This is a genomic window from bacterium (genome assembly GCA_018814885.1).
Taxonomy (GTDB): Bacteria; Krumholzibacteriota; Krumholzibacteriia; order LZORAL124-64-63; family LZORAL124-64-63; genus JAHIYU01.
Genome location: JAHIYU010000134.1, coordinates 1 through 26,743 on the forward strand (window position 1 = coordinate 1; position 26,743 = coordinate 26,743).

Annotated in this window: 22 protein-coding genes; 14 read left to right on the forward strand and 8 right to left on the reverse strand. The window is 65.4% G+C overall.

The features are described 5' to 3' along the window. Positions 1–2,124, forward strand: a 2,124-nt coding sequence (locus tag KJ554_09510; protein ID MBU0742571.1) for a T9SS type A sorting domain-containing protein, incomplete at its 5' end; no start/stop codon positions are given. A 96-nt stretch (positions 2,125–2,220) separates the two neighbouring features. Then, positions 2,221–4,557, forward strand: a complete 2,337-nt coding sequence (locus tag KJ554_09515; protein ID MBU0742572.1) for a hypothetical protein — start codon at positions 2,221–2,223, stop codon at positions 4,555–4,557. A 188-nt stretch (positions 4,558–4,745) separates the two neighbouring features. Here the strand turns inward: KJ554_09515 and KJ554_09520 are convergent, their stop codons facing one another. After that, entirely contained in the window at positions 4,746–4,985 is a 240-nt protein-coding gene (locus KJ554_09520) for an MmgE/PrpD family protein (GenBank protein ID MBU0742573.1), read from the reverse strand. Positions 4,986–5,122: 137 nt separating this feature from the next. On the opposite strand from KJ554_09520, the gene KJ554_09525 reads away from it, so the two are divergent. Continuing rightward, on the forward strand, positions 5,123–6,391 hold the full coding sequence (locus tag KJ554_09525) for a hypothetical protein (GenBank protein MBU0742574.1): 1,269 nt from the start codon (positions 5,123–5,125) through the stop codon (positions 6,389–6,391). A 25-nt stretch (positions 6,392–6,416) separates the two neighbouring features. Here the strand turns inward: KJ554_09525 and KJ554_09530 are convergent, their stop codons facing one another. Further along, a complete protein-coding gene (locus tag KJ554_09530; protein MBU0742575.1) occupies positions 6,417–7,775 on the reverse strand; it encodes an MmgE/PrpD family protein in 1,359 nt (452 codons plus the stop codon). Positions 7,776–7,900: 125 nt separating this feature from the next. On the opposite strand from KJ554_09530, the gene KJ554_09535 reads away from it, so the two are divergent. Next, the gene (locus tag KJ554_09535) at positions 7,901–8,455 is read left to right on the forward strand and encodes a hypothetical protein (GenBank protein ID MBU0742576.1); all 555 of its coding nucleotides are present in this window, start codon (positions 7,901–7,903) and stop codon (positions 8,453–8,455) included. A gap of 18 nt (positions 8,456–8,473) precedes the next feature. On the opposite strand, the gene KJ554_09540 is transcribed toward KJ554_09535, so the two are convergent. The 5 genes from KJ554_09540 to KJ554_09560 form a co-directional block, all read right to left on the reverse strand. After that, positions 8,474–10,111 (reverse strand): SpoIIE family protein phosphatase, encoded by a 1,638-nt coding sequence (locus tag KJ554_09540; protein ID MBU0742577.1) that lies wholly within the window; start codon positions 10,109–10,111, stop codon positions 8,474–8,476. Positions 10,112–10,220: 109 nt separating this feature from the next. Next, on the reverse strand, positions 10,221–10,940 hold the full coding sequence (locus KJ554_09545) for a metallophosphatase family protein (protein ID MBU0742578.1): 720 nt from the start codon (positions 10,938–10,940) through the stop codon (positions 10,221–10,223). A gap of 197 nt (positions 10,941–11,137) precedes the next feature. After that, positions 11,138–12,370, reverse strand: coding sequence for a polysulfide reductase NrfD (nrfD, locus tag KJ554_09550; GenBank protein ID MBU0742579.1), 1,233 nt, complete (start codon positions 12,368–12,370; stop codon positions 11,138–11,140). Continuing rightward, complete coding sequence (locus KJ554_09555) at positions 12,360–13,244, reverse strand: 4Fe-4S dicluster domain-containing protein (protein ID MBU0742580.1); 885 nt, start codon at positions 13,242–13,244, stop codon at positions 12,360–12,362. The genes nrfD (KJ554_09550) and KJ554_09555 overlap by 11 nt, the downstream gene beginning before the upstream one ends. Before the next feature lie 47 nt (positions 13,245–13,291). Further along, positions 13,292–13,984, reverse strand: a complete 693-nt coding sequence (locus tag KJ554_09560; GenBank protein MBU0742581.1) for a hypothetical protein — start codon at positions 13,982–13,984, stop codon at positions 13,292–13,294. A 509-nt stretch (positions 13,985–14,493) separates the two neighbouring features. Here KJ554_09560 and KJ554_09565 point away from each other — a divergent pair. From KJ554_09565 to KJ554_09605, 9 genes are all read left to right on the forward strand, one after another. Next, entirely contained in the window at positions 14,494–16,254 is a 1,761-nt protein-coding gene (locus tag KJ554_09565) for a DUF2339 domain-containing protein (GenBank protein ID MBU0742582.1), read from the forward strand. Next, positions 16,235–17,167 (forward strand): cytochrome c3 family protein, encoded by a 933-nt coding sequence (locus KJ554_09570; protein ID MBU0742583.1) that lies wholly within the window; start codon positions 16,235–16,237, stop codon positions 17,165–17,167. Before KJ554_09565 ends, KJ554_09570 begins: the two co-directional genes overlap by 20 nt. Before the next feature lie 4 nt (positions 17,168–17,171). Next, positions 17,172–17,918, forward strand: a complete 747-nt coding sequence (locus KJ554_09575; protein ID MBU0742584.1) for a 4Fe-4S dicluster domain-containing protein — start codon at positions 17,172–17,174, stop codon at positions 17,916–17,918. A 71-nt stretch (positions 17,919–17,989) separates the two neighbouring features. Next, entirely contained in the window at positions 17,990–19,111 is a 1,122-nt protein-coding gene (nrfD, locus tag KJ554_09580; GenBank protein ID MBU0742585.1) for a polysulfide reductase NrfD, read from the forward strand. A gap of 410 nt (positions 19,112–19,521) precedes the next feature. Next, on the forward strand, positions 19,522–19,944 hold the full coding sequence (locus tag KJ554_09585; GenBank protein MBU0742586.1) for an Rrf2 family transcriptional regulator: 423 nt from the start codon (positions 19,522–19,524) through the stop codon (positions 19,942–19,944). A 114-nt stretch (positions 19,945–20,058) separates the two neighbouring features. Continuing rightward, positions 20,059–20,835: a respiratory nitrate reductase subunit gamma gene (locus KJ554_09590; GenBank protein ID MBU0742587.1), complete on the forward strand. Its 777-nt coding sequence runs from the start codon at positions 20,059–20,061 to the stop codon at positions 20,833–20,835. Between the two features lies 1 nt (position 20,836). Then, entirely contained in the window at positions 20,837–22,174 is a 1,338-nt protein-coding gene (locus KJ554_09595; protein ID MBU0742588.1) for a (Fe-S)-binding protein, read from the forward strand. An 81-nt stretch (positions 22,175–22,255) separates the two neighbouring features. Next, positions 22,256–22,654 carry a response regulator gene (locus tag KJ554_09600; protein ID MBU0742589.1) on the forward strand — a complete coding sequence of 133 codons (399 nt, stop codon included), beginning with the start codon at positions 22,256–22,258 and terminating at the stop codon, positions 22,652–22,654. A 46-nt stretch (positions 22,655–22,700) separates the two neighbouring features. Further along, positions 22,701–24,704, forward strand: a complete 2,004-nt coding sequence (locus KJ554_09605) for a PAS domain S-box protein (GenBank protein MBU0742590.1) — start codon at positions 22,701–22,703, stop codon at positions 24,702–24,704. Between the two features lie 24 nt (positions 24,705–24,728). Here KJ554_09605 and KJ554_09610 read toward each other — a convergent pair whose 3' ends face one another. Further along, positions 24,729–25,406, reverse strand: coding sequence for a hypothetical protein (locus KJ554_09610; GenBank protein MBU0742591.1), 678 nt, complete (start codon positions 25,404–25,406; stop codon positions 24,729–24,731). A gap of 446 nt (positions 25,407–25,852) precedes the next feature. Between KJ554_09610 and KJ554_09615 the strand changes: the two genes are divergently transcribed. Beyond that, a partial coding sequence (locus KJ554_09615) for a serine/threonine protein kinase (GenBank protein ID MBU0742592.1) occupies positions 25,853–26,743 on the forward strand: 891 nt, incomplete at its 3' end.

The following is a 26,743-nucleotide window of genomic DNA, read 5'->3' on the forward strand; positions in this document are numbered from 1 at the left end:
CTGCTGATCGACCGCGGCGAAACGCCGCCCTACCGCGGCGCGCTCGACGTCCCGGCCGCGCCGCGCGACAAGCAGGCCTTCTCCTGGGAGTGGACCGGCGGCCCGGAGGGCGCCGTGGCCCAGTGCCTGGTGCTCACGTCGCCGGGGACGCTGCTGGTGGGCACCGACAACGGCGGCCTCTTCCGCTCCGAAGACAACGGCAACACGTGGTCCCCGTCGGACGACAGCCTCGTGTGGCCCTGCTGCAACTACAACGTGCCCGCCCTGGCCGCGGGCGCCGCGACGGTCTACGCCGGCACCTGGGGCGGCGGTGTCCACCGTTCCGATGACGACGGCTTGACCTGGTGGCCGACCGCCGCGATCCCGGACGAGGGCTACCCGATCGTGCTGGCCCTGGCGGCCTGCCGCTTCGGCGAGACGGTCTGGGCCGGAGGAAACTTCGGCGTCGTTCGCTCCGTCGACGGCGGCGCGTCCTGGTCCTATGCGACCGACGGCCTGCCCACCGCCTGGGTGCGCGATCTTGCCCTGCGCGGCGAGGTCCTCTACACCCTGCTGGACGGCGACGGCGTCTACCGCCTCGACCCGGACGACATGCTCTGGAGCGCGTGGAACGACGGCCAGTACGAGACCTTCGGCCGGCAATCCATCACGGCGACCGCCGAGGACCTCTTCCTGTCGACCCACGAGGGCGGCGTCTTCCACCTGGACTGCGACGACACCGAGTGGGTCGCGCTCAACGACGGCCTCTGGGACGACAACGTGGACGTCTTGCTGCAGGCCGCCCAGTCCCTCTATGCGGGCCTGATGGGCGGCGGCATCTTCCGCTGGAACTGGTACGATTCGTACTGGGACTGGATGTCCCAGGATCTCTGGAACGGCGACGTGCGCGCGATGACCAGCCGCGGCTCGCAGCCCTTCGCCGGCACCTTCGGCGCCGGCGTCTTCCGGCTCGAACCGGGCAACGACTCCTGGTCGCACGCGAGCTCCGGCCTGACGGCGTCCCTGGCGCGATGCCTCGTCTGGGACGGACTCGGTCTGTACGTCGGCACCGTCGGCAGCGGGGTCTACGTCTCGGGCGACCGGGGCGCCACCTGGGTCCACAGCATAGACGGTCTCGGCGAGCTGAACGTGCACGAACTGGCGTCGGACGCGAGCGGCGTCTACGCCGCCAACTGGAACGGCGTCTGGAAGACCGGGAACCACGGCGTTTCGTGGAGCGCATCCGGACTGCAGGGCAACGGCATCTTCGCCCTGGAGGAATGGTTGGCGCGGTTGTACGCGGGCACCTTCACCGGCGTGGTGTGGTCGTCCGGCGATGGCGGCCAGAACTGGGACCAGGAGGGTTCTGGGCTGCCGTCGGCCTGCGTGCAGGACGTGGTGCGCATCGGCACCGACCTGTACGCCGCGCTCATGGGCCAGGGCGTGTGGGTCTTGCCCGACGGCGAGACGACGTGGGCTGCCATGAGCGACGGCCTGCCCGTCCTGGACCCATGGTCGCTGACCGCGAGCGGCGGCGATCTCTTCGTCGGCCTCGATAACAACGGCGTCTACCGCTGGAACGGCGTCTCGGGCCAGTGGGACGCCACGGTGCTCGACTATGGCACCATCTTCTTCCTGCACGACGTCGGCTCGTTGCTGCTGGCGGGGTCCTGGGGGGCGCTTTACGCCTCCGACGACGCTGGCGCCACCTGGTCCGATGTGCACGACGGCCTCGAGCCCTGGCTGGGCGTGCACGCGGTCGCCAGCGCCGGCGACGACTGGTTCGCCGCCCTGGACAACGGCGGCGTCTGGCGCGCCTCGCTCCTGACGGCCGTCGAGGACCCCGGCAGCGGCGCCCAGGCCGAGCTCTCCCTGGATGTGCTCAAGATCCACCCCAACCCGTTCTCGGCCGGTGCGCGTATCGCCTTCACGCTGGACCGTCCCCAGCGCGTGCGTCTGGCCGTCTACGATGTGGCCGGCCGCCGGGTGGCGACCCTCGTCGACGACGATCTTGACGCCGGCCCGCAGGAGCGCGTCTGGGACGGCGCCACCGATGCCGGCGGCCGCGCCGCGGCCGGCGTCTACATTGTCCGCCTGGAGGCGGGCGGGAAGGAGCTGGTGGCCAAGACGATCAATCTGAGGTGAGGGGAAAGAAGCGATGTCTCTGTCTGACGCTCCTGCGCGCATGTTGCGAGCGAAGCGAGTCGGGTTTCTATCTTCGCACCACGAGGAGGTACGGAAATGTCAAGCCCCAAGAGTTTCCGCATGGGCTCAACCTCCTGGTCCCCGGTTGCGGGACTGCTGCTTGTCGGCGTCCTGCTGGAATCTGCAGCCAGCGCCAAGTGGAATCACGCTCGACCTGACGAACTGATCCAGACCAACATACGCGACTGCGGCGTCGAGCCGCTGCATGGCATCCTGTGGGCCTGCGCCCTGCGTGGCGATGCCGCAGTGCCGCAGGAATATGTCTACATAGTGCTGAAATCGTACGACTCGGGGGTTACCTGGGATGAGGTCTATAGCGAGCCCGCCATCGGGGGGACCTACCTTAGCCACCTCTGTGTCCAGGCGGACGGTCGCTGCTGGGTGATCCCGCAGGACGGAGTCCCGCGCATCTTGCTGACCGCAGATGGCGGCGCGACCTGGTTCGGCATCGATCTGTCGGACTTCGGGATCGATCACCTGGACGACATGGACTTCGTCGATCCCTTGCACGGCTGGCTCGCGGCGACCTGCCACGGCGCACCGGTCGTGCTGGCCACCAGCGACGGCGGCTACGTCTGGAGTCTGCAGGCCTCTTTGTCGTTTCCCCCGGCGGGTAAAATGTGCCAGGTGGACTTCCTGGATCCTCTGGTCGGCTGGGCGGGGGCGCGCACAGATGACGGTTGCTCGGTCTACGCGACCTCCGACGGGGGGATGAACTGGGCCCTCGAATCCCACATCGCCGTGGCGCCCGGTTTGGAGCTCATGGACTTGTTCTGCCTGGATCTCCAGCACGCCTGGGCGATGGTCATCGACCCCACGAACCTACTCACCTCTGTCTATCACCGCGGACCCGCCGCGGCCTGGGGTCTGCTCTCGGTCGTTCCCTACGGTCTGGGCTGTCAGGAAATGCGTTTTTCTTCCCCCCAGGAGGGTTTCCTGCTCTCCTATCTGCCTTTCACGATGAAGTCCCCCTACTTGCTGACCCACGACGGGGGCCTCACCTGGGAGCCCTATTGGTTCCCCAGCGCCGGCATGTACATCGACAGCTTCGCCGTCGGCAGCGGCGGCGAGGTCTGGGCCGCAGGCAGCGGCGTGGTCGGCGGCGGCGGGTGCCTCCTGCGGAGCCATGATTCTCTTGGCTGGGAGGTGTTGCGCTGGTCCGACTATCTCATCGCCGTGGGAGTCCCCGGAATGCTGGATGGCTGGGCGGTAGGCGCGAACGGTTGCATCCTGCGTACGCGCGACCGCGGCGAGAGCTGGCAGCTGGAGAGCATTGACGGTCGCTATCCCCAGTGGATAGGTACGGCGGCGTTCACCGATGAGACGCACGGCTATCTGGTCGACTACGAGACCGACGGCCACTTCTACCTGATGACCACCGACGGTATCGGCGCATGGTGGGCGGTGTCGGATCTTTCCTTCCTGTTGGCATTTTCCCACCCCCTGAGCCTGGCGTTTCCAACTCCCGAGCTGGGTTTCCTCGGCGAGCATTACCTGGGGGGGCCGGGCGACCCCGCGCGTCTCTACCGCAGCGAGGACGGGGGTCTCAACTGGGAGCTCTGCTTCGCGCACTCCGATGTCGGCGGCGTACGCAGCCTATGCTTCGTCAGCCCGGACACGGGCTGGGCGGTGGCCAGCCAGTCCGAAGTGCACCGCACCACGGATGGCGGCCTGACCTGGGAGAGCTACCCCGTCGCCCCCTTCGGCGTTTGCCTGTTTCCCGAGGTCGTCCGGTTCATCGACGACCAGCAGGGGTGGCTGCTGTGCGCCTTCTCCAACGTGTCGGCCGAGATCTGGCACAGCGGCGACGGCGGACAAACCTGGCAAAAACGCGCGGACTTCGGCGGCACCACCAGCGGTTTCAGTGATATCTTCTTCACCAGCAGCACGAACGGCTGGTTGTCGGAGAAGATGGGCCGGATCCGTTACACGCGAGACGGAGGATTCACGTGGGCGCCGGATAGCCCAGAGGAAGATCCGCACTTCGTCAACAGGATCTACTTCCAGGACGACACTTACGGCTGGGCCGTCGGTGGCGACGACATCCTTTTCCACAGTCATCCCACGGCGGTGCAACACGACGTCGGGGATTGGCCCCGCCCGGCGACGACCTATCCCAATCCCTTCCGGGATCGCACGAGTATCCGCTTCGCCATGCCCGCGGGCGCGGATCGGACGCAACTGAGGGTGTACGACGCGCGCGGCCGCGTGGTCTGGGAGGCCGATCACTCCGGAGCCCAGATCGCGGGCGACGGCGGTGTCGTCTGGACGGGCCGCATGCAGAACGGTGCGTACGCACCCAGTGGGATCTATCTCTTCGAGGTCCAGGTGGACGGAGTGCGCTACAGCGGCAAGGGACTGTTGTCCCGTTGATGCGGGTGATTCATGGCAGGCCGTACCACGGTTGAGGAACATGCCGGCCGTGCGGCAGCCGGCGTCCGCCCGGTCCGCCTGGAGGCGGGGAGTCGGTCGCCAAGACGATCTGCTTGGGGTTGGCGTGGTGACATGAACTCGGGTAAGCCTCCGCAGAGAGGGGGGCTCGCCCCGTCCGGTGCGCGCTCTCAGAAACCATCCGCCACCAGCAGCTCCATGTACGCCCCCGCGTCCGCGAGCCCGTCGAACCCCCACGTCGCCTCCACGATCTCGTCCTGCCGCGCTTCGCTCATCACGCCCGACGCGTTGGCGCGGAACTTGGCGATCAGCTCGTCGTCGGTCAGCGGGTTCTGCGTACTGCCCCTTGCGTGGTACACCGTGGCGGTGAACTGCCGCTCGTCGGTCGAGTCTATCGTCGCGAAGGCCAAGCGGGTCGGGCGGGAACACGATCATGTTCCCGCCGCTACTGCCTTTTTTTGTTGATCATCTTTCTATTTCAAATCTGTTCCGCGTGATAGTGTCACGTCATCGGTCACAGATTAATGAATGAATCCAGGTCGTATTGATGAATACACTCGAGTTAGTCATCAATCAAAGCCTCGAAAGGCATCCGCTCCTGAAGACTTGCCTCAAGAACACATACCAATACCTGGGCAGCAAGATCCCCCGACGAAATTACATTCCTGATCGGACGTTTCTCTCGAGACCCGGCTATTATTTCGGCTTCCATGATCTGAGTCCCTGGTCGAGTCGTGGCGATCGCATCCTCGCCCACCGGATCCCTCCCGCTGACAGGAGAATGGTCCAGGTTCCGGACTATGTCGAGGTGGGCTGGTTCCACGGGAGCATCGATGGAGACTTCGAGCCCATTGACGTCACCACGGCCTTCAACTGGCAGGAGGGGGCCCGCCTCCAGTGGGTCGGCGACAGCGAGGCCGTGATCTACAACCGGTTCAACCGCGATCGCTTGACATCGGTACTCGTCGACGGGCCAGGCGTGCATACGGATGTCGGACGGCCTATTTACACCGTGGATCCCCGGGGCCGACACGCCCTCGCAGTCGATTTTGCTCGCCTCGGCAGATATTCACTGGCGTACTCGTATCGCGGTCTCGCCAGGCCGTCGCACAATACAGACGCAACTCTGGATCTCGTCGATCTCGAAACAGGCACCTTGCGATCTCTCGCCAATGTTTCGGACATCATGCAAGCGGATCCTCGGCCCACGATGGACGGGGCATTCCATTTCCTGTCGCATGCGACTTTCTCGCCCCTGGGGACGCGCGTCGCCTTCATGCATTGCTGGTTGACGAGGAACTGTCGACTCTCCCGGCTTCATGCACTCGATCTGGAAACAGGAGAGATTCGCCTTCTGAGATCGAACGACTGGGTGTCCCATTATTGCTGGCTCGATGAACGACGGATCCTGACCTATGACGAAGCCAGGGTCGGGCGACGCGGATTCCGCATTCATGACATCGGAAGCGAAACCATTGAGGACATGGCGAGAGGACAGCTGATCGGCGACGGCCACCCCTGGGTTTCGCCGGGTGGACGCTGGCTCCTGGTAGACACCTATCCGAGCCGCTTCATGGAGCAGGAGCTAATACTCTTCGATCTGTTGAAGAACGACAAAAAAACGCTGTTTCGTGCGCGGATCCCTTTCAGGTTCCGCAACGAGCACCGATGCGATTTCCACCCCCGCATGAGCCCAGACGGAACCAAAGCGTGCTTCGACTCGGCCCATGAAGGTGTGCGTTCACTTTGCGTACTCGAACTGGGGGTCGGCCCCGCAGCCCCGAAAAGCCCTGCCGAGATGGAAGCCGTCGGATAGCAGCAGCAGTCTCCACTCAGCCGGCTCAAGACAGATCCGTCACCAATAGCTCCATGTACGCCCCCACGTCCGCGAGCCCGTCGAACCCCCACGTCGCCTCCACGATCTCGTCCTGCCGCGCTTCGCTCATCACGCCCGACGCGTTGGCGCGGAACTTGGCGATCAGCTCGTCGTCGGTCAGCGGGTTCTGCGGGCTGCCCTTGGCATGGTCCACCGTGGCGGTGAACTCGCGCCCGTCGGTCGTGGCGATGGCGGCGACGGCGCGCTTGATGCCGGGGAACAGCGCGTCGATCCCGTCGTCGGCCACGACCTCGATCAGGTCCAGCAGGCGGCGGATGCGCGGGTCGAAGAGCTTGTCCCGTTCGAAGCTGTTGGGATAGACCCCCCCATCGGCCGCCACCGCGGCCAGGCAGTAGGGCAGGCTGTGGTCGGCGGTCTCCCTGGTCCGCGGGTAGTACTTGCTGGGGTCGCTGAGGATGTCCGCGCCGCGCGTGGTGGTGCGGACGCGGATCTTCGCCACCTGCTCGGCGACCAGGCGGTTCTCGGACATGATCTGCTGCACCGCGGACATGGGCTGGTGCGTGAGCGCCTCGGTGGGGAAGGCCTTGAAGCCGCAGTCGGCGATCAGGAAGCGCTCGCCGGGCCCATCCAGCAGGATCCCGGGTCTAAGCTCCACGTCGTGGATGACGTGCTGGAACCCTTCCTTGCCCTCGATGACCTCGACGGGTCCCCCGTAGCCCTCGCGCGCCATCATGGCCGCCAGGACGCCCGCCTGGGTGGCCAGCGGATCGGCGGTGTTCTTCATGTTGGTCAGATGCCCCGCCACCACGCCGCCCAGGGTGAAGTGGCTGCTGCCGGCGATGCCCGCCGCGGCCACCAGTTGATCCGCGTCCAGCCCGTAGATCCGTCCCGCCACGAAGGGGCTGACGAACTGGGTCAAGGTGGCGTGATGCCACCCCACCTCGCGCACCCCCGGGAAGCACGCCAGGCACCAGCGCATCTCCAGCTCGTAGGCGATGATAACGGCGACAAGGGTCTCGCGGCCGTCGCGGCCCAGGGCCTCGGCGGGCGAGACCGCCCCGAAGATGATGTCCGACGGATGGCTCGGGTCCTGCTCCCAGAAGATGTCGTTGTAGTCGAGCGCGCGCACCAGCAGCGAGTTCATCAGGGCCGCGTTGGGCGCATTGGTGCGGGCGCCGGTGCCGATGAGGGTGGCCTCGGGCGCGCCGCCCAGCTTCTCGATGAAGCGGTACATGGCGGCCATATCCTCGTTGCGCACGGCGGCCAGGGCGCAGCCCGCGCTGTCCAGCAGGAAGCGACGGGCCTCCTTGCGGGCCGCCTCGGGAATGTCCTCGTAGCGCAGGCCGAGGGTGAAGTCGGCCATCTTGCGGGTGATGCTGCTCACGGAATCTCCTGCGGGGGTTCGTGCCTTGGGCCGCCACGGGCCGCCACATGATAGGCGGTCGGGACGAGCCGTGCTGGAGTGGGCTCCACGGAGGATAAACCGGGATGACCACCTGCACGTACAGACTCAATGCCCTCGAGAAGGAGACCACGCTCACCCTCGACGAGACCACGTTGCGCGTTGAACGCGAAGGGCGCTTGGAGCAACGGCCACTCTCGCACATCACGGCGGTACGGCTCTCATGCAACCCGTCACGCGTGGATCTCGGGCGCTACGATTGCCGATTGGAGACGCGCGACGGCGCGCGGCTCACCGTGTGTTCGACGACCTATCTCGGTTTCGGGAAATTCGGGAGCCAGGCGCCGGCCTACGGGACGTTCGTGCGCGAACTGCACGACCGCCTCGCGCCGCTCGGCGGGATCCGCTTCGCGCGTGGCGATCCGCCGTTGAGGTTCTACGGATCGCTGGGGTGCTTCATCGCGAGCCTGCTCCTGGTCTTCGCCGCCCCGCTCGCCACGGGGTTGCTGTTCATGCCCCGTGTCGCCGCGGCCAAGCTGTTGGTGATGATCTTCTTCATCCCCTGGATCATCAGGTATGCGAAGCTGAATCGCCCGCGGAGCTACGAACCGTCCTTGATTCCCGACACGATGCTGCCCTGAACCTCCGGGCCTGCGCGGTCAATCCAGCCGCTTCAGGAGCAGCAGCGTGACGTCGTCGCTGACGGGCGCTTCGCCCCGGAAAGCGCGCACATCGGCCAGGGCCGCGTCGCGGACCTCGTCCACGCCCTTGCCGCACAGCGAAGTGAGCAGCGCCTGGAACCGCTCCTCGCCGTAGTCGTGCTCCTCGTCGCGCCAGGTCTCGGGGATGCCGTCGGTGTAGAGTGTCAGCAGGTCGCCGGGGCCCAGGTCCAGGCTCGCCGTCCGCCAATCGCCGTCGTCGACGAGCGCCACCGGCAATCCGGTCGAGACGCCGGTCTCCAGGGATCCGTCGGCGCGCAGCAGCAGCGGCGCGTTGTGTCCGGCGTTCACGTAGACCAGGTGGCCGCTGCCGGGATCGAGGATGCCCACGAAGAGCGTGGCGTAGCTCGTGGGGCCGGTCGTGCGCCAGAGCTGGCGGTTGAGGTTGGGCATCAGGGCGGCCGGGTCGGCCTCGGCCTCGAGCATGGCGCGCAGCAGCGGCACCAGGGACGACACCAGCAGCGCCGCGCCCAGCCCCTTCCCCGACACGTCGCCCACGACCACGGCCACGCGGCCGTCCGGCAGCACGGACACGTCGTAGAGGTCGCCGCCCACCTCGAAGCAGGGCTCGATGTGGGCGCAGACCTCGTAGCCGGGGATCTCGGGCAGGTCGTCGGGGATGATCGTCGCGAGGATCGAGCGCGCGGCGTCCAGTTCGGTGTCCAGGCGACGCTTCTCGGCCTCCATGGCGTCGTAGCTGGCGTGGGTCAGGGCAACGGCGATCACGTTGGCCAGCAGCGAGAAGGCCACCAGCTCGTCGCGCGTGTAGCGCCTGCGCACGTCGGTCGTGTCGGCGTAGAGGATGCCGATCACGTGCTTGTTGTCGAACAGCGGGGTCGCCATGGCGGAGCGGATGCCCTGGGAGATGATGCTCTGCTGCTGCATGAGATCGCTGTCGCCGCCGCCGTCCTCCAGCAGGAACGACGTCTTCTCCTCCAGCACGCGCGAGACCATCGACCGGCTCAGGGTCAGGTTGGCGTGGTCGTCGCCGCAGCGCAGCCGCGAGGCCTTGATGGTGGGCTCGGAGTCCCGGTCGTCCCTGAGCAGCAGGATGGCCCGCTCGGGCTCGATGGCCGCCTCCACCAGGTCCAGGATGGGCTCGAACAGTTCCTGCGGGGCGCGCGGCACGGTGAGCAGGTCCCCCGCCCCGGCCAGGACCTGGAAGAGTTCGGCGCGCTTGCGCTGACCCTTGCCCTGCTCCGGGCGGACCTCTTCCCAGGGCACGGCCAGCCCGCCGGTGTCGAGGTGCGGGTCGATGGTGACCTGCGTGGTCCGCCGCAGGGGCGTCCCGTAGCACAGCTTGACGTCGGCGAAGGAGATGGTGTCGCCGGGTCGCAGCGGCGTCGGGGCGGTGATGGCGACGTCGTTCACGTGCGTGCCGTTGTGGCTGCCCAGGTCCTCCACCAGCACGTTGCCGCCGGTGCAGAGCAGCACCGCGTGCCTGCGCGATACCGAGGGGGTGGTCAGCACGAGGTCGCAGTCGCCCGACCGGCCCACCACGTAGCGTCCGTCGGCCAGCGGAAGGCTGATGTCGGTGCCGTCCAGACGGCCGTTGAGGGAGATGATCGATCCTGACATGGTCGAATCCCCGCGATTTCGAGAGGGATGGATCTCCATGGTCAAGGCAAACTCGATTCAGTATAGACGGGGGCGCGTGCTGCGGCAACGGAGCGCCCGGCCCGTTTGTTCAGCCCAGCCGGTGCGCCAGTTCGGGCGGCAGCCCGGCGGCGAGGATCTTGCGCTGGGCCTCGGCGATGTCGTAGGGGATGCGGTGCTGGATGACCGTCCGGGCGGCGTGGTCGAACATGGCGTAGCCCGCGCGGGGGTTGTCATCGCGGGGCTGTCCCACGCTGCCGACGCTCACGAGCCAGCGCCCGTCCCCGTCGAGCCGGATCTCCGTGTCGGTGGTGCGATCGAGCCGGTCCCCGTCATCGTGCCAGGCGAACATGACGTGCGAGTGCCCCACGAACCCCACCCGCGCGTGCTGGTAGGCGAGATGACGGGCCGCGTCCAGGGCCGTGTTCACGTAGCGCCAGGCCGCCGGGTCCTCGAGGGAGGCGTGGCTGTACTGGGCGTCCGCGTCCTCGCAGGTCAACGGCAGGCCGGAGAGCCAGGCCTTCTGCTCGTCGTCCAGGTGGGCGCGCGTCCAGGTCATGGCGGCGTGGGCGAGTATGTTGATGCCCGTCAGGGGGCCGCTGCCCACGGCCATGGCGTCGTGGTTGCCCAGCAGGCAGCGGAGGCCGGGGATGCGGCGGATCTCGTCGACGCAGGGCCCGGGGTCGGCGTTGTAGCCCACCACGTCGCCGAGGCATACGTATTCGTCGGCGCCCTGGTCGCGGGCGTGGTCGAGCACGGCGCGCAGAGCCTCCAGGTTGGCGTGTATGTCGGTGATGATGGCTGTCTTCATGGCTCCGCGGCGGCTCGGGTTGTCGGGGGTCAGGGCATGATAACGCCGGGTGGGTGGGAACGCCATGAATAGCCCGGCCGTGCGCGGGCCGAGCGGTGCGCGATCTTCGGCCCCATGACCCTGCGAGCGGTTTCATGCAACTAGTCATGTCTGCCCCGGTATCGACGCGGACGCGATATGCGGGGCGGGACGGCGGTTCAGCCCCGCGCCGGCGTCTTCTCGTGCGTGTCCTGGATGATGGGGACGGCGATCTTGCAGAGCATCGAGAAGACCAGGAAGCCGACGGCGAAGATGCCGGCCCCGACCCGTATCTCGACCAGTGTCGGCACGTAGTCGTAGATCTCACCGATGGTGTCGGGCGTCATGCCGGGGATCACCAGGGCCAGTCCCTTCTCGATGTACACGCCGGTGTAGATGAGCAGGCAGCCCAGATTCAACGTGAAGATGCGTTTGCGGGTGGCGGGATTGAGGAAGAGCACGAAGGCCGCCAGGCTGCAGGCCAGCGACGCCCAGGCGAAGGGCACCAGGGAGCGGTGTCCGTGGAGCCCGCTGTACAGGTACCGGGTATGAATGAGGTGGGACGTGTCCGAATAGTATTCCTTGAAGATCTCCGCTCCGAAGAGGAAGAGGTTGATGAACATGGCGTAGGCCATGAGCTCGGCGATCTTGTGGATCGCCTCGTCCTGGATGCGGATCCGCGTCGTGCGCGTGAGGATCTGGAAGAGGATCAGCAGAATGGCCGGCCCGGAGCAGAAAGCCGAGGCCAGGAACTTGGGCGCCAGGATCGACGCGTTCCAGAACGGCCGCGAGGCCATGCCGTTGTACACGAAGGCCGTCACGGTATGGATGCTCACCGCCGCCGGGATCGAGAACAGCAGCAACGGCACCACGAAGCCGGCCCGGTACATGCGCCTGTGGAAACCGCTGTAGAGGAAGTGCCAGACGATCACCACGTTCAGCACCAGGTAGCCGTTGAGCACGAGCACGTCCCAGGCCAGCAGCGACCGCGGCACGTTGAGCGTCCCGATCAGCGGGACCAGATGCCAGGCGCGGTCGGGTCGCCCGATGTCCACGGCCACGAAGAGCAGGCTCATGACGATGGCGCTGATGGCCAGCAGCTCGCCGAAGATGGCGATCTCCTTGATGGGCTTCCAGTGGTAGATATAGGCCGGGATCACCAGCAGCACCGCCGCCGCCGCCACGCCCACCAGGAAGGTGAAGTTCCCGATGTAGAAGGCCCAGGATACCTGGTCGCGCATGTTGGTGACGATCAAGCCTCGATCGAGCTGTCCCAGGTAGGCGGCGACACCCGAATAGATCAGCAGCCCGAGCAGCCCGAGCCAGGCGTAGTAGGCGCGGCCGCCGATGAAGGCGAGGCGGATCGAACCGGTGACGAAGCGCCAGGTGTTGTTGACGGTGTCAAGTGGCATAGAAGTAGTAGAACCTCGGCTTGGTGTTCAATTCCTCCTTGAGCACGAAGATCCGCTTCTCGCGCATGATGTAGCGGATCTCGCTCTCCTCGTCGAGCAGATTGCCGAACTTGCGAGCGCCTACGGGGCAGATCTCCACGCAGGCCGGATAGCGGCCCTTGCGCGTGCGGTGGATGCAGAAGGTGCATTTCTCTACGACGCCGGATGGGCGCGGCCGGTTGCCCAGATAATGGGTGTCCGGGTTCAGCTCCTCCGGGGGGAGTCCCGGCTCCGCCCAGTTGAAGTGGCGCGCTCCGTAGGGACAGGCGGCCATGCAGCAGCGGCAGCCGATGCACCAGTCGTAATCGATCACGACGATGCCGTCGGGCTCCTGCCACGTGGCCTTCACCGGGCACGAGCGGACGCAGGCGGGATTGCGGCATTGCTGGCAGGCGATGGGGATGTAGAAGAATCCCTCCTCTGGAACCAGCGGCGGGTCGTAATACTGGTCCGCCTCCACCAGGTGCAAGCCGGCTTCCTCCTTCATCTCCAGCACCTGGATCCAGTGGATCTGGGGGTCGCGCGACTGGTTGTTCTCGTGAACGCAGGCGTAGGTGCAGCGGCGGCAGCCCACGCAGCGCGACAGGTCCAGGCCGTAGCCGAACTCCACGTCGTCCAGGGCGGGCGCGGCCGAGACGCTCACCGCGCGATGGTACTTCTCCCGGTATTCCTCCTCGAGTCCGCGCAGGATGCGATCGAGATCCGCCGGTCCGAGTTCCGTGAACCTGCGCCGGAGCAGATCCTCCACGAAACCGGGCTTCGTGTTGCAGGCGAGGGAGGCGAAGCCGGCCATGGTCGCTAGGCTCGCCAGCGTGAGGAAGCGGCGGCGGTCCATGCCCGCCGGTCTCCCACGATCCACGCGCAGACCTTGCGGAGTTCTCTTCAAGGCGTGCTTCCCTGATTCATTCCCAGCAATTCGGGCCTCAACTTGGGCGGCAGGGGTTTGATCGCCGCGAAATGCGGTGCGTGCGGATCGTGGCAGTGGGCGCAGAGCAGGTAGCTCTTGGCGCCGTTCCAGTATCCTCGTCGACGGCCGTGGATCCCCCGGCGCCAATCCCGGAAGATGGTGCCGTGGCATTGTCCGCATAGACGGTAGGACTCGTCGAAGCCGATGAGGGAACCGTTTGCCAGGCGCAGATGATCCCTGTCCGCCGGATCATGGCAATCGAAGCACCATCGATCCTCGGGACCATGGTTCAGCAGGATCTCCTCGTGGTAATCCACGAGTTCGCGGCGCCGGGGATCGACCTCCGTATCCTCGTGGCAACCGGAGCAGGGAAAAATGTCCTCGTCCGAGAAGGGCGGTGGCGGCAGGGTGTAGGCCCCGGCGACGGCTCCGGGCTGCGGCTCGGGCAAGATGACGTCGAAACCGATCTCGGGAAAGTCGGCGGGCCCGTAGGACCTGTAGCCTCCCCCGGCCTCGGCTTGGGAGACGGGGGGGCGGTCGAGGATCGTGAAGAGGATCAGCAGGGATATCGTCAGGAAGATGCAGAGCATGATGATCAGACTCGAGAAACGCGGAAGACGCAGGGTGTCGCCAACGTTCCGGCGGTTGCCACCGTCATCGGCGATCAAGTTTTCCTCGTGTCTGTTTCCGTCCCGCATGACGCTCCCGCTGTCTCGCGTGATTCGCCGCCCGTTTTAATATACCACTAATTAAGTGGGCATTGATGCAATAATAAGTTCCTAATGAACGATGTCCAAAACAGTTAATCCTGTACCCCTGAATATCCCATCCGATTGATATCAGTATCACCTGAACTCGGTTTCCGGCCTTCGTTCTCAATGCCATCTCATGGCCAGGGGCGCTCCACCCCGGGGAGCACGATTATCTCGAAGCGGAGGATTTGGCCGGCCGGTACTGGTCTGATATTGAAAGCTGTTATTACTAATATCAAAATATCCTATAGACCAAGTGGGAATTATGTTACGGTCCGGATTCGATCGCCGTTCCGACGCGTCCGCTTCAACCGTGGAACTACCCGTGCGCTCACCATTTGGTCGTCGAGGCTGACATCCCGATGAAAGACTCCGGCAACCAAACGACGCGTTCGCCGGCCGGACCGAGTGCCAGCATCGAGGCTTTGACGGCTCGGATTGCCGCCATCGAGGCGCATCTCGGACTCACCGCGGCGACGGCGTCCTCGACCCCACTCCCCGCTCCCGGCGCGCCCGAACTCGCGGTGGATGTGCCGGCTTCCCCTCCGGGACTCCAGCTGCCGGCGGTGGGCAGCTCGCTTCTCATGCTGGCCGGGGCTTTCCTGCTGCGCGCCGTCACCGACGCGGGCATGCTCTCTTCCGTCGTCGGCGTCTCCCTGGGTCTGGCGTACATCCTGGTGTTGCTCTACCTGACCGACCGGGACGCGCGCCGCGGCCAGCGCATGCGGGCGAACCTGTTCGGCGCGGCCACCGTCCTGGTCGCCTATCCCTTCATCTGGGAGACCACCACGAAGCTAGACCTCCTGCCCGCCATGGGCTCGGCTGCCGTCACGGTGCTGATCACGACGCTTGCGCTGGGCGTCGCCCTCCGGCACCGGCTCGAGGCCCCGGCCTGGATCGTGCTGCTGGCCGCCGTGGTCGTCTGCTCCGGCCTCTACTGGACCACCGACACCACCCTGCTCTTCCTCGCCGTCCTGGTGGCGCTGGGCGTGGCGACGGTGTGGCTGGCCTACCTCCGCGACTGGCGCGGTCCGCAGTGGCTCGTCGCGATAGTGGTCAACGTCCTGGTCTTTCTCACCGTCATACTCGCCGCGCACCCGGTGGAGCAGGCGACGGGACGACCCACACCCGCCCCCGGCGGTGCCTTGTCCCTAGCCCTCGCCCTGCCGGTGGTCTATCTGGCCAGTTTTTCCTGGCGCACCCTGGTCCAACGACGCGGCGCGGGCGTGTTCGAGATCCTGCAGTCCCTGGGCTGCATCATGGCCGGCTATGTGGGCGCCATCCACCTGCTGCGCGCCGCCGGGCGCAGCACCGCCGCCCTGGGTTGGGCCACCCTGATCGCCGCCGTCGCCGGTTACGCCGTGGCGTTCATCCTGGTGCGCGGTCGCCAGGGGCGCGGTCTGAACTTCTTCTACTACGCGTGGCTCGGCCTGGTGCTCACGTTCATCGGCACGGCGCTGGTGGTGTCGGGGCCGTGGCTTCCCTATCTCTGGGCCGGGCTGGGCGTGGCGGCGGCGATCACAGGCGGGATCTTCGACCGCTGGACGCTGCGTCTGCACTGCGCGTCCTACCTGATCGGCGCCGCCGTCGTCGCGGGCCTGGCTAACCGTATCTTCGAGGCCTTCGTCGCCCGGCGGACCCCGACGTGGGTCGATCCGACGGTCGCGGGTCCCATCGTCTGGATCCTGGCCGCGGTCTGTTATACACTCCTGGTGGCCGCCCAGCGCGGCCGCGCGGTTCCCGGCTGGCGGCGGGTGCCGCGATTCCTGGTGGCGACGCTCGCCCTGATCGGGGCCGGCATCCTGTGTGTGACCGCCCTGTCCGTGTGGTCGATCGGCGCCGTACCGGGGCCCGCGGGCGCCATCGTGTCCGTCGTGCGCACCGCCGTGCTGTCGGCCGTGACGGTGCTGCTGGCCGCCCTGGGACGCCGGCCGCTGCTGGTGGAGCTGTCCTGGTTCGTCAATCCGCTGCTGGTCCTGATCGGACTCAAGGTGCTGCTCGAGGATCTGCGCCGGGGCACGCCGGTCTCGCTCTTCTTCGGCTTCGCCTGCTTCGGCATCGCCCTGATCGTGGCGCCCCGCCTGCGCCTGCGCCGGGCCGACGCCGGTCCCGAACCCAGCCCGGAGCCCGCCGCGGGCGCCCCGGGCGCAACCTGCGAAGGGGCCCATGGAACCGACATCCCCTAGTTACCGGCACACGTTTCGGCTCTTCGCGCTGATCGGCATCGCCGTGGTGATCGCGCTGATCGTGCGCGCGCGGCTGGTTCCGGAGTCCTACGGGGACCTCGGCCATTTCCGGGCCGACGCCATCGAGGATGCCAAGCGGTTCGAACCGCGCCACCTCGGACCGGCCGCGTGCGTGGAGTGCCACGACGACGTGGTCGCCCTGCACGCCAAGGACGCGCATGCCCGGGTGACGTGCGAGAGTTGTCACGGCCCGGGTGCGGTGCACGTGGCCTCCGAAGGCGAGGGCGGCATCATCCGCCCCGGGGGCAAGGAGCCCTGTCTTGTTTGCCATCGACTGCTGCCGGCGAGGCCGGGCGAGTTCGCCCAGATCGTTCCGCGGGACCACTACCGGTTCGTCGGCGTCGAGGACCCGGAGATCGACTGCGTCGCCTGCCACGATCCCCACGAGCCGCTCTTCATGGACCGCGACCTGCGCACCGCCCGGTTGCATCCCCTGATCCACCGCTGCCGGGACTGCCACGCCGGCCGCACCGACGAGACCCTGTCCCGCCCGCCCGGCCATCCGGCGATCTTCGAGTGCGGCTACTGCCACGCCGAGGTGGTGAGCGGCTTCGCCGAACGCCCGCACAGCGGGGTGCGCTGCACCATCTGTCACCTGTTCTTCCGCGAATCCGATTTCGCCGGCCGCATACTGCGCGATTCCGACCCGCGCTTCTGCCTGCTCTGCCATCGCGAGGCCGATTTCCGCAGCGACGACGCGCCGCCCGGCATCGCTTGGCCCGACCACGGCGAGGACATGGCCGAGGACGCGGGCGACCTCGACAAGCGCTGCATCGACTGTCACCAGGACCGGATCCATCCGCTCCAGACCCGCACCGCCGCCGGCGACGTCCGCGCCGGCCGCGAGGAGTAGAACCATGACCGACGACCGCAACAGATCACGCCGCGAGGTCCTGAAGCTGCTGGCCGCCGGGTCGGGGCTGCTGGTGTTTCCCCTCGGCACGTTGCTGGCGGGCGAACGCGAGGCGGCCGGCGATGGAGCGCGTGCGCCCTACTGGGCCTACGCAGTGGACACGACCCGCTGCATCGGCTGCTGCGCCTGCATGCGCGCCTGCCGCGACGAGAACGACGTGACCGCGGGGGTTTTCCGCACCTGGGTCGAGCGGTACCGCATCGGCTTCGACGGCGAGGTGCGGGTGGACGCGGCCACCGACAACGGTTACGTCTTCGAACCGGCGGCGGGCGAGGTCGCCCGGGCGTTCTTCGTGCCCAAGCTCTGCAATCACTGCGAGAAGTCGGTGTGCAATCAGGTCTGCCCCGTGGGCGCCGCCTTCAACACTCCCGACGGGGTCGTGCTGGTGGATCAGAAGCACTGCATCGGCTGCGGCTACTGCGTCCAGGCCTGCCCGTACGGTTCGCGCTTCATCGACCCGAAGACGCACAAGGCCGGCAAGTGCACCTTCTGTTACCACCGCCTCGCCGAGGGCCTGGCGCCGGCGTGCGTGCACGCCTGTCCCCGCGAGGCGCGGATATTCGGCGACCTGAACGATCCCCACAGCAAGTTGAGCGTGCTGCTGCGCCAGCGCCACTACCGTCTGCTCAAGCCGGAGCTGGGCACGCACCCCAAGTGCTACTATCTGGAACTGGACCGCGAGGTCGTCTGACCCGCGCCCGCGCCGAGAGGTGAACCGTGGACTTCGTCTTTCCCAACGAGCAGAACGTCACCTGGACGGTGATGATCGTGCTGTACCCCTACATCACGGGGCTGGTGGCCGGAGCGTTCATCGTGTCGTCCCTCTATCACGTGTTCGGCAGGACCGAGTTGAGGGCGGTGGCGCGTTTCTCGCTGGCCTCGGCCTTCGTGTTCCTGCTGTTCGCGCCGCTGCCGCTCCTGATGCACCTGGGACAGCCCCAGCGGGCGTTCAACATCATGATCACGCCGAACTTCAGCTCGGCCATGGCGGGCTTCGGGTTCATCTACGCGGGCTACCTGATCGTGGTAGTGATGGAGATCTGGTTCGTGATGCGCCACAGCTTCATCGAACGGGCGCGCGGCGCGGGACCGATCGCCTGGCTCTGCCGGATCATCCTGCTCGGCAACGCGCACGAGGACGACGCCACCCGGGCGGCCGACCACAGGATCGCCCGCTTCCTCGCCGGCCTCGGCATTCCCATGGCCTGCCTGCTGCACGGCTACGTGGGCTTCCTCTTCGGCTCGCTGAAGGCGAATCCCTGGTGGTCGACGCCCCTGATGTTCGTCATCTTCATCTTCTCGGCCATCGTCTCGGGCATCGCGGTGCTCATCTTCCACTACATGGTCGTCGCGCGGCTCAACGGCTGGAGGCTGGACCAGCCCTGCGTGCGGTCCCTGGCGAAGTACCTGTGGGGGTTCATGATCATCGCCGTGGCGCTGGAGCTGCTGGAGGTCATGTCCATCGCCTACAAGCAGACCGAGGAGTGGGAGGTTCTCGGCATGCTGATCCGCGAGAAGCTCTTCGTCTCCTACGTCGTGCTGCAGTACCTCGTGTTCTCGCTGATCCCCTTCTTCCTGCTGGGCATCAACTCGCTCTTCAGCCTGCGCGACCGTGTGGCCAACGCCATGGTCTGGACCGCGGCGACCATGCTGCTGGTCCAGGTGCTGCTCATGCGCTGGAACGTGGTGGTGGGCGGCCAGCTGGTGTCCAAGTCCATGCGGGGGTTCACGGACTACTTCCCGGGACTGTGGGAGAAGGAAGGCATCGCGGTGGCGGTGGTGATCTTCACCCTGCCTTTCGGGATCCTGTGGGTGTTCAACAAGATCGTGCCGCTGTTTCCCGAGGCGGTCCCCCGCGGGGGGTCGGCGAGCGGGACGAAGTAGACGTCAGCGCCGATTCCCCGCAATATTTGGTGCGCGAGATCACGTCCCTTTGATGTCAATAGGGCGGATTCTCCGGAGGAACGCCCAGCATTCGCGAAATGGTTGAATATCACAATCAACCTATTGCCTTTTCTGCGCCGAGATTACTACAACCCCCAGAACTCCCGAGCGATCCGAGACATAAATATTCATGTGGGATGTCGCGCACAGAACCATTTGTCCATCACGACCTTACGTGACTGCGGGAATCGAGACAATACCTCTCCGCAAAATTTATTCATTTGACAGAAATATACAGTATTCACATAATACCCACTACGTCCGTGGGAGTTCTGGATGTTGCATCTGGTTGCCCGTGAAGGGGCAGGACAATGCGAATATCAACCAAGGGCAGATACGGCACCAGGGCCATGCTCACTCTGGCGGCGAACTACGACGAGGGATTGATGGCAGCGGAGCAGATTGCCCGCGCCCAGAAGTTATCGTTGAAATATCTCGAGAGTCTCCTCAGCTCCCTCAAGGCGGCCGGATTGATCGTCTCCAAACTGGGCACGCGCGGTGGCTACACTCTGTCCAGATCACCGACCGAGATCAGCCTGTTCGATATCCTCATCCCGCTGGAAGAAACACTCGACATCGTGCGCTGCACCGAGGATGGGGACGACTGCGACCGCAACGGCATCTGCAGCACACAGCAAGTCTGGAAGGAGATCAGGGACGCGGTGGAGGACATGCTGCGCAAGACCACGCTGGCCGACTTGCTGGAAAAACAGAAGATCCTGGATCAGATAGGCGGATCAGTGGGGACTACCGGGTCCGAATCATCCCGGTGAGGACCGGACCGGGCTTAGCCCGCGGCCGATGCGGAAAAGCGAGCGGGATGGACATGTAATCGGGTTTCCCGGTGCAAAACGCTACGACCCGCCGCCCTGATTCTCGGCTGATAGATGTTCGTCAACCTCCTCCGTATTGTCCGGGACCGGCCGCGTCCGGTCCCGCAGAAGAATGAGGTATTAATGGAAGCGCTCCAGTACTCGATCGGAAAGGTGATGCCGTTCTTCACCCTGGCCGTTCTGATCATAGGTTCCGTATACAGGGTTTGGCGATGGCAAAAGGCCGCCGTCGGTAACATCGCCATGTTCCCCTCGGCCACCAGCGGCTCGCAGTTATTCAAGAAGGTGATGGGGGAGGTTTTCTGGTTCAGCAGCTTCCGGAACGAGAACAGGTCGCTCTGGATAACGACCTGGCCCTTCCATGCCTCGATCGTTCTCATCATCTTGGGTCATTCCCGCCTGATCACCGACTGGCCCCTGCGGGTGCTGCTGGGATTGTCGGAAGAAACGGTACATTCCATCAGTGCCTGGGGCGGCGGTGTTTGCGGCCTGTTGGCTCTGGCCTGTTGCCTGTTCCTGCTGTTCCGGCGCTTCGCCATTTCGCGAGTCCGTGAGATATCCTCCGGCGAGGATTACGGAATATTACTGCTGTTGCTCTTCATCCTGGTGACCGGCAACATCATGCGTTTCTACACGCACTACGACATCACCCAGGTGCAGTTGTACTTCCGCACGCTGTTCGGTGCCGGCGAAACCATGGTGCCCCCGGACCGCCTGTTCCTGATGCACTACCTGGCTGTGCAGATGCTGTTGATCTACCTGCCCTTCGGTAAGTTCCTGCACATTCCGGGTATCTTCTTCAGCAGAACCCTGCTCGCAAAGGACTACTAAGATGGAGACAGCCCAGAAAGACACTGACCTGCAGAAGATCATCGACCAGGTCAAGGCCATCAAGAACGGACCACAGGTACTGCAGCTGTACATGGATATCTGCGCCAAGTGCGGGATCTGTTCGGATCAGTGTCACGTGGCCCAGACCATGCCGGAGAGCCGGACCAACCCGGCGAAGCGTTCGGATATCATCCGGAAGCTGTACAAGCGCTATGGATCCAACTGGGGACAGGTGCTGAAGGCCGTCGGGGCCGCCCGCGACATCAGCCCCGAAGAGGTGGAGATCTGGCAGCGTGATTTCTACGAGTGCTCCGGTTGCCGCCGGTGCGCGAAGTTCTGTCCCTTCGGCATCGACAACTCCATCATCACGCGCAAGGGCCGGGCCGTGGTCCATGCGCTGGGCAGGTCGCCCTTCATGATGTCCGAAACCCAGCGGATCTCCGACGAGACGGGGAATGACGAGGGCCAGACCTACAAGGCGTTCGTGGAGGCCTGTCGTTTCCTGTGCGAAGAGGTCAAGGACGACTGGGACCTGGACGTCGAGATTCCCATCGACAAGGAAGGAGCGGACATCCTGTTCATTCCCGCCTCGGCCGATCTCATCTCCTTCCCGGAGACGCACATGGGTGTGGCCGTCTTCTTCAAGGCCCTGGAGATGTACGACGGGACCACCTGGACCATGTCCTCCAAGGCGTTCGACGGCGCGAATTTCGGCCTGTTCACGGGCGACGATCCGCACATGAACCGCAAGAACCAGGTGGCCCACGACGCCTGCATCGAGCTGGGCGTGAAGAAGCTGGTCATCGGCGAGTGCGGCCACGCCTATCGCATCGCCAAGCGGATGGGACCGACGGCCTCGAAGAACAACAATCCCTTCGAGACCACCAACATCTTCGAGCTGGCCGACGAATACCTGCAGAAGGGTGCGTTCAAGTTCGACAAGTCGAAGGTTGATGAGATCGTGACCTATCACGATCCCTGCAACTTCGCCCGTTCCACCGGCATCTACGAGGAGCCGCGGAACCTGCTGAACGCCATGACCGACAACTTCATCGAGATGACACCCAACCGGACCGAGAACTGGTGTTGCGGCGGCGGCGGCGGCCTGGCCGTGATGGATGGCCAGGAAAAAGTGGCCAAGCTCGAAGGCACGTTCCTCGACTACCGCATGAAGGTCGGCAAGGTGAAGGTGGATCAGGTCCTCGCCACGAAGGCCAACTACTGCGCCGCGCCGTGCGCCAACTGCAAACGCCAGGTCATGCAGCTCATGGAGCATTACGAGACCGGCGTGAAGGTCGGGGGCGTGTTCGATCTGTTCGGCAAGGCCGTCGTCCTGTAGCAGAAGGGGCCGAGTGTTGTCGGCAATTCCACGGGATCAATTGTAGAGGAGGAAGATGTAATGGGAATTAGGACTGCCGTGGTGATCGACGACGAGGTTGACCTGACAACGTTCTTGTCTTCCATCCTCGAGGAGAACGGTTTCTCGGTTCGGGTCGCCAACGAAGCGGTTTCGGGCGAACAGCTCATCCTGGAGTCTCCGCCCGATATCATCTTGATCGACCTTATGATGCCGGGACGAACGGGGATCCAGCTCTTCGTGAAGCTGCGCGCCAACGATGCCACCAGGGACATCCCCATGGTGATGGTCACCGGCATCAAGGATCAGATCGGCGTCAATTGGGGCGACATCGTGGACCGTTACCGGACGCGCAGGCCGGACGGTTTCGTCGAGAAACCCATTGACCCGGAAAGACTGATGAAGGTGATCAACGGCGTACTCTCGGGTGATGCCGCGGATGGCGAGGTGCTCCACGGATGACGTTCGAGGTCCAGCTCGCCGGGCACACCAGCCGGCCCACGCGACCATGAGCCGGGGTATCAGACGAGCTGTACCCATCTATCGCAAGTTCCTGCTGGAAAACAAGATTCTCCTCTTCTTCACCTGCCTGCTGGTGTTCCTGAGTTCCGTGGTGCTCATCGCGGTCTACTGGGCCACCCACCATGCGGTGTCCGGCATGCTGTCCGGCAGGGCCGGAGAGGCTTTCGAGATGTGGGGCACACCCATCGGGGAGGCAGCGGCAGCGGAACCGGCGGGCGGTCTGCCGGCGTTGCTGGACCGGGCGATGGCCTGGGACGAACACATCTCGTATCTCGCGGTGGTCGATTCGGCGGGTGATCTGCTCGCCTGCCGCGTCCGCCCGCCATCGGCCGCGCCGAAGCTGGAGGCCTACCTGACCGCGCCTGTTGAAATCCCGTCCCGCGACAGCTGGAATCCGCGTGATTTCGACGAATTCAGTTTCCCTCTCTCGGTGAACGACAAGGGCGTCGGCGGACTCCACATCGGGGTGTCGGCCAAGTACGGCGATCGCATAGCCACGCGAGCGGCATTGATCGCTATCATGCTCTTGGTGATGCCAGGGGCCCTGTTGATCGGCGTCGCGCGGATCGTGATCCGCAAGGCCATCGCACCGTTGAAGGAGTTGACGAGGGTGGCCGACGAGATCAGCGCCGGTAATCTCGATCCCGGCTTCGATTTCGGCATTCACGTCAACTGCTGGGAGATCAAGAACTGCCAGCGCACCGATTGCGAAGCATACCTGAACTTCACCCAGCAGTGCTGGTACATCGACGGTACGCCGTGCGAGGGGTACGAGTCGCGATTTCCCCAGAAGCTCGAGGGCTGCCGTACCTGCGAGGTGTACCAGGCCCACCGCGGCGACGAGGTGGTCCAGCTGGCGGACTCCATCCGGCACATGACCAACGCGCTCAAGGCGTCGCAGGAGCTGCTGGTCAGTTCCGGCGATTTCCAGAAGCGATTGATCCAGAACTCATTCGACGGCATCATCGCCACCAATGCCGACGGGGTCGTCAACATCTTCAACCAGGTGGCCGAGGCGCTGATCGGCATTCCGCAGTCGGAGGTGCTCGGGCGCAGGCAGTGGCACGAATTCCTGGACGAGGAGCTCGAGAAAGCCATGGATATCCCCATCTCGCACGAGCCGGTCCGGCGCGTGCGCGGCTTCGCGCCCCGTGAGGCGACGATCAAGCGCATCGACGGCGGCCGGATAAACGTCCGCCTGGCGGGCATAAGCCTGTACGAGCGGGGAATCCACATCGGCAAGGTCTTCTTCTTCGAGGACATGCGCGAGATCAAGCAGCTCCGTGAGGACCTGATCCAGTCGGAGCGTCTGGCGGCGGCAGGGCAGGCGGCCGCCGGCATCAGCCACTCCATCAAGAACATCATGGACGGCTTCAACGGCGGCGTCTATGTCTACCAGGTCGGGAGGAAAGGGCGGGACGAGGAGAAGATGGCTGCCGGCTTCGGCATGATCGAGCGCAACGTGAAGATCATCTCCGACCTGGCCAAAGATCTGCTGAACTTCGCCAAGGAACGCCAGCCGGAGCTGGCGCCTCACGATCCCCGAAAACTGGTCGAGGACGTGATCGCCAGCGTCGGTCTCCCTCCGGAGAGCAAGATCAGCGTTAGGGTCGAGCAGTCGGGCCCCGCCCGGAACGTGATGCTGGACCGCTACGTGTTCCACCAGTGCCTGTCCAACCTGGTCAACAACGCCGTGGGTGCCTTCGCCGAGGGCGAGGAGGGCAACATCGTGGTCGAGCTGGGGTTTGCGGGGGAGAACGCCTACTTCGCCGTCCACGATGACGGCATGGGCATGAGCCTGCAGACGATCTCCAAGATCAAGGGTGGCATGTACTCGACCAAGGGGTCCAAGGGGACCGGTCTGGGACTCCAGGTCGTGCAAAAGGTCGTCAAGGAGCACATGGGGGTGCTGACCATCGAATCGGAGGAAGGCAGCGGCTCGACCTTCCGTATCGAGATCCCCGCCGGAGCCGTTCCCGAGAGAGCGTGAGCGGCACCACCGTCGCTGGTTGCTTCAGCCGGCCTGTTCCCGGAAACGACACGTCCGCTCGAAAACGAATCGGTATGCCCACGTCAGCCAGACGACGCGGCCCAGGTGGTTCCGGGGATTCACGGACCGGAACAGATCTGCGGGCAGGAAGCACAGAAACACCACCTCGTTGAGGTCTTGCAATGCCTCCGGCGCCCCGAGGGTCCAGGGGGATGCCTTCACTCCCGCTTGATCGGCCAGCACCGGCAATCCCGCACAATCGAAGCGGCCGTCGGCCTGGGGCAGTGTCTCGCCGGTCTCGCCCGGTCTGAAAACGAGCGGCGTCCGTAGCGAGCGACGATCCAGCACCGTCCAGGGCGCGGCGGACCTGATAGTAAGCATGGAGAGGAATTCCCAGGCCAGACAGCCGCGGTGGATGCCCCCCGCGGCGGTGATGGCGCTGAGCAACAGCTCGGAGCAGGGCGGGGTAGTGTCGGGATTGCAGCCGAGTTCCGGAAGCCGGTCGCGAAGGGCTGAAATGGTGGCGTGGGCTTCCAGCCGGCCGTCGGGGAAGCTGCGCTTCAGCTCGGACAACGCGCCCCGCGTGGCCACGTCCATCACGTTGCCGAGATCTCGGTCCCGGGCCACGGTCAGCGAGGCGAGATGGAGTCGCCATCCCGGCAGGTCAACCCTGCAGTCGAAAGTGTCGAGTTCAGGCGGCATCCCCTCATATCCCTCTTGGTGCCTTGGTTGTGGTTTCCGGACGCATCGGACCGACTGCCGTTGTGGTTTCCCCCGGCGGATATCAGCGTCCACTGGCTGCATGGCGAGGCCAGTCGGAGATCCGTTTCTTCCCGCCCGGCAGGGTATGTCGAACGTGGGACGGACAACAAGAGAATTCCCTGTGCCTGCAATCCGGCAATGCGGATGGACTATCTGGTAGGGACACCAGTCGATGCTCAGTGCATGCAACGTCCACACATCACGCAGACAGTGGCGGTCGCTTGACCAGCAGGCATTTCCCGACCCGCGCCTCGCCGCCCCCCACGAAGCCCATTGCTTTCCCTCGACAGCCCCGTTTCCCGCCGGGCGTCCTGGTAGCGTAAAACGCTCCACCAAACTACCATAAGACAGAATCAGTCTTGTTTTTGGTGTCTGGAGGGAGTCCCATGATCGGACAGCGGATCGGCCGGTACGAGGTGCGCGCCCTGATCGGCAAGGGCGGCATGGGCGACGTGTACCGCGCCCGCGACACGAGCCTCGACCGCGAGGTGGCGCTGAAGGTGTTGCCCCCCGCCCTGCAGCACGATCGCGAGCGCCGCACCCGCATCGAGCGCGAGGCGAAGACCGTCGCCGCGCTGAACCATCCCAACGTCGTGACCCTCCACGCCGTCGAGGAGATCGACGGCGTGTTCTTCCTGGTCATGGAACTGGTGGACGGCCATACGCTCGACGCCGAGATCCCGGAAGACGGCCTGCCGCTCGGCCGGTTCTTCGAACTGGCGCTGCCCCTGACCGGGGCCTTGGCGGCGGCCCACGCCCGGGGCATCACCCACCGCGACATCAAGGCGCAGAACGTGATGATCGACGGCGAGGGCCGCGTCAAGGTGCTGGACTTCGGTCTGGCCCAGTCCCCGGAGCCGCCGGCGGCGCACACCGATCAGACCATGACGATCGACTCCGAGACCAGCCGCGAGGGTGTCGTCGTCGGCACGGCGGCCTACATGTCGCCGGAACAGGCCGAGGGCAAGCCGGTCGATCCCCGTTCGGACGTGTTCTCCCTGGGCGTGCTGCTCTACGAGATGATCACCGGACGGCGGCCCTTCGCGGGCGAGACCCGCCTGTCGACGCTGACGTCCGTGCTGCGCGACCAGCCCCGGCCGCTCGTCGACTTCCGCGCCGACCTGCCCCGGCACCTCGGCCGCATCCTGCGCCGCTGTCTGGAGAAGGATCCCGGGCTGCGTTACGAGACCGCCCGCAGCGTGCTCTACGATCTGGAGATCCTGCGCGACGAGGACGACACCGACCTCCTCCTCCTCGCCGGGCGGTTGGCAGCGGAC

Coding starts and splice junctions, on each gene's coding strand:
- KJ554_09610 (MBU0742591.1), bottom strand. CDS start 25,406: ATGCCGCCTGAACTCGACACTTTCGACTGCAGGGTTGACCTGCCGGGA.
- KJ554_09515 (MBU0742572.1), top strand. CDS start 2,221: ATGTCAAGCCCCAAGAGTTTCCGCATGGGCTCAACCTCCTGGTCCCCG.
- nrfD (MBU0742579.1), bottom strand. CDS start 12,370: ATGCCACTTGACACCGTCAACAACACCTGGCGCTTCGTCACCGGTTCG.
- KJ554_09570 (MBU0742583.1), top strand. CDS start 16,235: ATGGAACCGACATCCCCTAGTTACCGGCACACGTTTCGGCTCTTCGCG.
- KJ554_09535 (MBU0742576.1), top strand. CDS start 7,901: ATGACCACCTGCACGTACAGACTCAATGCCCTCGAGAAGGAGACCACG.
- KJ554_09575 (MBU0742584.1), top strand. CDS start 17,172: ATGACCGACGACCGCAACAGATCACGCCGCGAGGTCCTGAAGCTGCTG.
- KJ554_09585 (MBU0742586.1), top strand. CDS start 19,522: ATGCTCACTCTGGCGGCGAACTACGACGAGGGATTGATGGCAGCGGAG.
- KJ554_09555 (MBU0742580.1), bottom strand. CDS start 13,244: ATGGACCGCCGCCGCTTCCTCACGCTGGCGAGCCTAGCGACCATGGCC.
- KJ554_09590 (MBU0742587.1), top strand. CDS start 20,059: ATGTTCGTCAACCTCCTCCGTATTGTCCGGGACCGGCCGCGTCCGGTC.
- KJ554_09540 (MBU0742577.1), bottom strand. CDS start 10,111: ATGTCAGGATCGATCATCTCCCTCAACGGCCGTCTGGACGGCACCGAC.
- KJ554_09545 (MBU0742578.1), bottom strand. CDS start 10,940: ATGAAGACAGCCATCATCACCGACATACACGCCAACCTGGAGGCTCTG.
- KJ554_09525 (MBU0742574.1), top strand. CDS start 5,123: ATGAATACACTCGAGTTAGTCATCAATCAAAGCCTCGAAAGGCATCCG.
- KJ554_09605 (MBU0742590.1), top strand. CDS start 22,701: ATGAGCCGGGGTATCAGACGAGCTGTACCCATCTATCGCAAGTTCCTG.
- nrfD (MBU0742585.1), top strand. CDS start 17,990: ATGATCGTGCTGTACCCCTACATCACGGGGCTGGTGGCCGGAGCGTTC.
- KJ554_09595 (MBU0742588.1), top strand. CDS start 20,837: ATGGAGACAGCCCAGAAAGACACTGACCTGCAGAAGATCATCGACCAG.
- KJ554_09530 (MBU0742575.1), bottom strand. CDS start 7,775: ATGGCCGACTTCACCCTCGGCCTGCGCTACGAGGACATTCCCGAGGCG.